Genomic DNA, 1,840 nt, shown 5'->3' on the forward strand with positions numbered 1-1,840 from the left:
AATTTCCTGTACATCACCTGGAGTAAAAGCAGAACTCGCCAAAATAGTGACTTGGTTAGGACACGGATTTTGCTTGTCGCTTTTTTGAGGAAGTTCCTTAACAATACTCTCGACAGCATTAGCAAAGCCATCCTGCAATGAACCCTTGAAATCTGGCGACGAGACTAATATAATCGGTAACTCGTCCAGTTCTGGATGACGTTGGCGAATATCCTTGAGAAAACGCTCCATGTCATCCCCTCGCGTTTCCACAAGTCCAGTCGTACATAAACCAATAATTTCTGGCTTAGACTTCTGCACCAATGTAAGAATTGCTTGTTCAACATTCTCCTCACCACCCAAAATAGTTGAGACTTCCGTCATTGCTGTTGTGGAAAGGGGAATTGCTTCGCGGAAATGTCGAACCAATACCACTTTGGCAAAAGCAGTACAACCTTGAGAACCGTGCATTAGAGGAATTATCCCTTTCAGTCCTAAAAACGCTAAGGCTGCACCTAGAGGTTGGCTTTGCTTGAGAGGATTAATTGCGACTGGTTTTGAGGAAGTTGTCACGATCGCCATCAGCTTACCTCCATTGTGAGAGCAGGGAGAGTATTTTCCTTATCTGCTTTTTCCCAAGGAGCAGGTTTGCGTACCTGTTCCCATACAGGACTATAAAGAGCTTCATACAGTTCTCTTGCCATTTCTAGCATTCCTGCATACCCTGCATAGGGATGGTGTCGCTCTTGGTTAATGTCGAGAAAAGGAATCCGAGCCTTGAGAGCGGTGTATTGATTACGACCACCAGCAATTAACATATCAGCTTGAGTTTCTTTAACTATGCGCAGAATTTCTTTAGGACTTTCTTGTTCGAGAATAATACCGTCTTTACCTAGCAACCTTTTAATACGGGCTTTGTCTTCTTCAGTACTTTTTCTGGCGCTAGTTGCAACAACTTCTATTCCTAAATCCTTAGCAGCAGAAATAATAGACCAACTCTTAACGCCTCCAGTATAAAGGACAACTCGCTTGCCTTTCAGTCGGTCGCGATAAGGAGCTAATGCTATATCTAAAGCGGCGTTTTCTTCAGCAATAAGCTTTTCTGTACGGGCTTGTAAATCAGGATCACCCAATTTAGCAGCTATATTGCGTAAACAACGGTTAATATCTTCAATACCGTAGAAAGATTCTTCTATATAAGGAATACCATAGCGCTCCTCCATTTTTCTTGCCATATTGAGCAGCGCTTTGGAGCAAATCATAACATTGAGTTTAGCACGGTGAGCGTAGGAAATTTCTTTATAGCGAGCATCACCTGTAATTTTCGACAAAACTCGGATACCTAATTTCTCTAACAGTGATGTGACATTCCACATTTCACCTGCAATGTTGTACTCACCGATTAGGTTAATGTCATATGGTGTTGTAAACTCAGGCTCACCAAAACGCTCAGTACAACATACTATTTCGATGTTCTGAGATGATTCATTGGTCAGCAGTTCTCATTTTAAGATTTCATGACATTAAAATCCTTGGAGTAAGAGGTGTTGATAATTCTTCACAAATCAGGCGATCACTGAAATAGCGCAAACTCGTTTCAGAATGAGAATTGCTGCACTTATCGATACATTTACTAAGTAGCTGTGATATTTTTACTTTCAAACATAGCGATCACAGATCAAGATTCACCACGTTTCAAGTATTCTAGCAGCGTCCTCTGGGAGCGATCACCATCCGTTTCAATTCCTTTGCCCACATTAGGTACGCCAAGATTACTCTGCCATTACCCTGTGGCAAGTTGACCCCACATCAGATGTTTGGTTAATGGAAACAGTACGGTATTAGTCGAAGAATGTCAGTT

At 41.8% G+C, this 1,840-nt stretch carries 1 protein-coding gene and 1 pseudogene; both read right to left on the reverse strand.

From position 1 onward, the window contains the following. Positions 1-561: nitrogenase component 1 (locus G4P69_RS37680; RefSeq protein ID WP_279606331.1), on the reverse strand; the 561-nt coding region annotated here is incomplete at its 3' end. Continuing rightward, positions 561-1,418, reverse strand: a pseudogene (locus G4P69_RS37685) (nitrogenase component 1); the annotation flags it as partial. The pseudogene G4P69_RS37685 and the gene G4P69_RS37680, both read right to left, overlap by 1 nt. Positions 1,419-1,840: the final 422 nt, after the last annotated feature.

Source organism: Aetokthonos hydrillicola CCALA 1050 (assembly GCF_017591665.1).
GTDB lineage: Bacteria > Cyanobacteriota > Cyanobacteriia > Cyanobacteriales > Nostocaceae > Aetokthonos > Aetokthonos hydrillicola.